Annotated in this window: 3 protein-coding genes; 2 read left to right on the forward strand and 1 reads right to left on the reverse strand. The window is 60.3% G+C overall.

All coding sequences use genetic code 11. The features are described 5' to 3' along the window. Positions 1–29 precede the first annotated feature (29 nt). A complete protein-coding gene (locus AB1609_15835; protein ID MEW6047923.1) occupies positions 30–179 on the forward strand; it encodes a sugar nucleotide-binding protein in 150 nt (49 codons plus the stop codon). 74 nt (positions 180–253) lie between these two features. Beyond that, on the forward strand, positions 254–4,204 hold the full coding sequence (locus AB1609_15840; protein ID MEW6047924.1) for a glycosyltransferase: 3,951 nt from the start codon (positions 254–256) through the stop codon (positions 4,202–4,204). A gap of 113 nt (positions 4,205–4,317) precedes the next feature. Here the strand turns inward: AB1609_15840 and AB1609_15845 are convergent. Continuing rightward, positions 4,318–4,719 (reverse strand): transposase (locus AB1609_15845; protein ID MEW6047925.1); only part of this gene is annotated, 402 nt, incomplete at its 5' end.

Consider the following 4,719-nt stretch of genomic DNA (forward strand, 5'->3'; position numbering starts at 1 on the left):
CGGTCAGGCTGGCAGGCCTGCCCGCCAGGGTGGAGCCCATCCCCACGTCAGCCCTTTCGCGCCCTGCGGCGCGGCCGCGCTACTCGGTTCTCGACCCTTTCCCGCTCCCGCACGTCCTGGGCTACCGGCTCCCGCACTGGCGCGACGCCCTGGCGCGCCACCTGCGTGTTGCACTGTGACGAGCCACGACCGCGGCTGCAATCACCGCGGCTGCAATAAAATGGGGACCCCCGAGGAAGGTGATCGGTGAAGGATGGCAGCTCGAACCTCGACAGGCGATCGCGGGTCCGGGTACTACGACCACGTCCGCGAGGAAATCATCGAACGCGTGCCACACTGGGCTCGTACTGTTCTGGATGTGGGTTGTGGCAGTGGAGCGTTGGGGAGGGTGTTGAAGTCTCAGCGTGGGGATCGGCTGGTGGTGGGTGTCGAGATCGTCCCGGAGGTGGCGCGCCGGGCGGCAGAGGTCTTGGACAAGGTCATTACCGGAGACGTCTCGGTAGCGGACATTCAGCCGCCGGCGGGAGGCTTTGACGTGATCGTTTGCGGTGACGTCTTGGAACACCTGGTCGATCCGTGGTCAGTAATTTCCCGCCTGGCGAAGCTGCTCAGCCGCCGGGGAGTCTTCGTCCTGAGCCTGCCCAATCTGAGGAATCTCGCAGAAGTGGCGCGGATAGCCGAAGGTTCTTGGGACTACTCGCTGGAAGGGATTTTCGACCGTACCCACCTCCGCTACTTTACGGTGGCTCGGGCCCGCGAGCTGGTCGAGAGTGCGGGGTTGCGGGTGCACGAGATCTACCTGAAGCCGGATGCCCGGCTGAGCATGCCTGCCAACCCGTCGCGGCTCCCCATCACGGTGAAACTCGGGGACGTGTGCCTTGAGCGCGTGACCGGCCCGGAGCTCTCCGAGCTGACAGCGTACCAGATTGTAATCGTTGCGGGGAGAAACGAGTGGCCCAGCCAGCCAGGGGAACCGGATGTCTCAATCGTGATCGTGAATTGGAACGGGCTGGCCATGCTCCAGAGCTGTCTTGAAGCTGTGCGTGCCAATTCCGGTCCGGCTGAACGGTACGAGATTGTGGTGGTTGATAATGGTTCGACGGATGGCTCGGCAGAGTTCTTGGCGGCACAGGCGGACGTGCGCCTGGTGTCAAACACCCACAATGTGGGGTTCACGCTTGCCAGTAACCAGGGGGCGGAGGTGGCGAGAGGTCGGTATCTGGTCTTCTTGAACAACGATACCAGGCCGCAGCCTGGTTGGCTGGATGCACTCATCGCTGCGGCTGCGCCGCCGGATGTGGGTGCAGTGGGAGCCAAGCTTGTATATCCCGACGGGCGTCTCCAGGAGGCCGGCGGAATCATTTTCGCCGATGGTTCGGGGTGGAACTATGGCCGGGGAAGTAACCCAGACTTGAGGGAGTTCAGCGAGCCAGGGGATGTCGACTATTGCAGCGCTGCGGCGCTGCTGGTCAAGGCGCACGTGTTTTGGGCCGCGGGGGCGTTTGATCCGCGCTACGCTCCTGCATATTACGAGGACGCCGACCTATGTTTTGCCATACGCAACCGCGGGTGGCGGGTTATATACGAGCCCCGCGCGGTGGTTCAGCACGTGGAGGGAGCTACTGCAGGACGCGACCTTACCTCAGGGCTGAAAAGGTACCAGGTGGTCAATAAGCAGAAGTTCGTCGACAAGTGGACAGCCGTTCTTCAAAGGCAGTACCCCGCCCGTTTGGAGTGTGTCCCACTTGCCGCTCGCAGGGTGCCCCCCTTGCGTATTCTCGTTGTGGACGTGGTCCCACCCGTATACGACAGGGGCTCAGGAAGCCAGAGATTATTCCACATCGTGCAGATGCTCCTGGAAGAGGGACATTCTGTTGCGTTCTTCTGTTGGAAGTCCTCGGGTTTGGAAACCTACGTAAGCCTTCTTCGAAGAATGGGAGTGGTGGTGGTCGGGGGGGACGACGTCCACGAAGGCGAGCAGGGCAAGCTCGAGCGATTGGCTGTGTTGCTAGCGTCGTTTGCCCCGAACGTCGTATGGGTTGAGGGGTATCAGCTGGCCGCGCTGTGTACTCCCGTGGTTCGTCAGGTGACGCCTGAGGCTTGTCTCGTCCTCGATACGGTTGACTTACACTTTGTCCGGGAGAAAAGACTGGAGGAGGTAGGGAGTAGCCTGACCGGCGGCTGGCAACGGACAAGGGACCAGGAGTTGTCGGCCTGCGCAAATGCGGACGTAGTGATCACTGTTACCGAACTTGAGCGGGATCTCGTGCGTTCTCTTGTGCCGGCTGTGCGGGTAGCTACGATTCCCAACGTACACGAACCTCATCCAATCGGGAGCAGTTTTTCGCGACGCTCGGGGCTTATATTCGTGGGTAATTTCCTTCACCGCCCCAACCTAGACGGCGTTGGCTGGTTTCTGGAGTCGGTCTGGCCTTTGATTGTGCGCGAGGAACCGGCGATGACCATGCGCATTGTGGGCAACGAGCCTCCTCCGGTGCTCCGTCAGCTGTGCTCCCAAGCTGAACTCGCCGGTGGTTCGATCACGTTGATCGGATACGTCCCCGACGTATTGCCGTACCTTGGTGAGGCTCGAATTTCGGTCGCTCCCTTGCGTGCCGGTGGGGGAATGAAGGGAAAGATCGCGGAAGCACTCGCAGCCGGACTCCCGGTCGTCAGCACGTCGGTTGGGACAGAAGGCATGGGACTGCAAGACGGGAAGCATGTGCTCATCGCTGACACCCCAGAGGCCTTCGCAGAAGCGGTTTTGCGTCTGTACCGTGACAGGGACCTCTGGCACGACCTCTCCATGAGGGGCCTTGCCCTTGTAAAGGAAAGGTATGGATTTGACAAGGTAAGGCTCGACGTGCAGAACGCGTTGAAGATGTGCCTGCGGTCGCGCCCCAGCTCACGCGTGGGCTTCGAGCCTTCCAAAAAAGGTGACGGATTGACTTCCATTGTGATCCCGTGCTGGAACGAGGTCCAGCTTACGCGGCAATGCGTGGATAGTGTCTTCCGGAACACGACGGAGCCCTTTGAGCTAATTGTAATTGACAATGGTTCTACAGATGAGACTCCCGAATACCTCCAAGCGTTGGCCGACCGCTACCCAAATGTGAGGGTCATAAGAAACGAAGTGAATACGGGATTTGCCTACGCGTGCAACCAGGGTATAGATGCTGCCGGAGGAAGCCAGATTGTGGTGATGAATAATGATGTGGTTGTTCCGCCAGGATGGTTGAGCCCTATGCTGCGCGCTTTGCGCGCACCAGGTGTCGGCATAGTGGGCCCGAGGAGCAATCGTGTTTCGGGAAGCCAGCGCGTTGCAGAGCCGGACGCGAATGACGCTGAAAACATGGAAGAGTATGCAAGGAAGAGGGCGCTCGAGAAAAAGTACATGGGGTTCTTTTCGCCCCGTGCGGTCGCGTTTTGCATGCTCATAAAACGTGAGGTGGTGGACCGTGTCGGTGGCTTCGATTCAAGTTTTGGCATAGGCAATTTCGAGGACGACGACTTCTGCATCCGAGCCCAGCTTGCCGGATTCCGAATATGGATAGCTGACGACGCTTTCGTGTACCACCTTGGCAGCCGGACTTTCCTCGCTCAAAGCATCGACTATGCAGCGCTCATGAGGAAGAACCTGGAGGTTTTTCGCGCCAAGTGGTTTCTCCGCGATGAAGGTAACGCTACCGATGCGATCCCGTACGGTTCACTGTTGACAAGGGCGTTCGATCCTGAGTACCACCGGTGCCCCTTGACGCCTCGTGAAGTGGCATCCCGTGCGGTCTCCCCCCTGGAGGTGGCGGGAGCCGGCCGCTTCAACTTCTTGTTAGCTCCCGACTGGAGGGATCCGCACGATAGGTGGCTTCAAGCCATCGCTGAATTTATGGCCGCGTTCCCGCCGGAGGCTGATGTAGCGCTGCTGGTACGGATCGATCCCCTGGTTGAAGCTGACGTTGCAAGTGTGGTGGCACACATTGAGCGGCGCGCAGAAAGGGCGGGAATTGATTTGGCTGCGGGCCACAAGATAATTGTCCTCAACGATTTAGTTCCGCCAGGCAACCGTGCTGCGGTATATCGCACTGCTCAAGCCTTTATAGACACGGCGCCTCCGGGAGTTTTCCGTTACGCCCGTGAGGAGGCCAGAGCCTGCGGCCTCACCGTATGCGAGCCATCCCGCTCCAGCCTGCGGCTGGGAGCCAGGTAGGCACGCTTTCCGCCCAGTGACGCCCTGACCGCGGGTGTGGTTAGGGGCAAGTTCCCGGGGAGCTGACAGTGGAGCCCGTTGAGCCACTTGGTTCTTTTTGCCCAACGTGGTTCTTAATTCCGTGGTACGGTAAGGGCAACCCCAGGTGACGTGCTGCGGCCCGCCTTGGTGATGTGCCCGGTGTAGCGCGTTTTCCCGGAGGAGTGGACACGAGGCACGAGCCCGGCGTAGCTGAAAATCTTCTCGGGGGAGCGGAACCGCCAGATGTCGCCGATCTCCGCCAGGATGGTCATGATGCTTATCACGTCGAGGCGCGGCACCGGCAGGAGCAACTTGACCTTGGGCATCTGCTTTGCGCCCTCGTATATCTCCCCTTCCAGCGCCGCTACTTCCCGGTCGAGTTCATCGATGAGCTCGAGGCACGACCCCAGGATGATCTCCTCCGTCTTGGGCAGCACGAGCTCCGCGAGGAACCGCCTGCCCTTCTTGCCGAACAGGTTGCTCACGGGAGGTCG

It is taken from the genome of Bacillota bacterium, assembly GCA_040754675.1.
Classification (GTDB): Bacteria; Bacillota; Limnochordia; order Limnochordales; family Geochordaceae; genus Geochorda.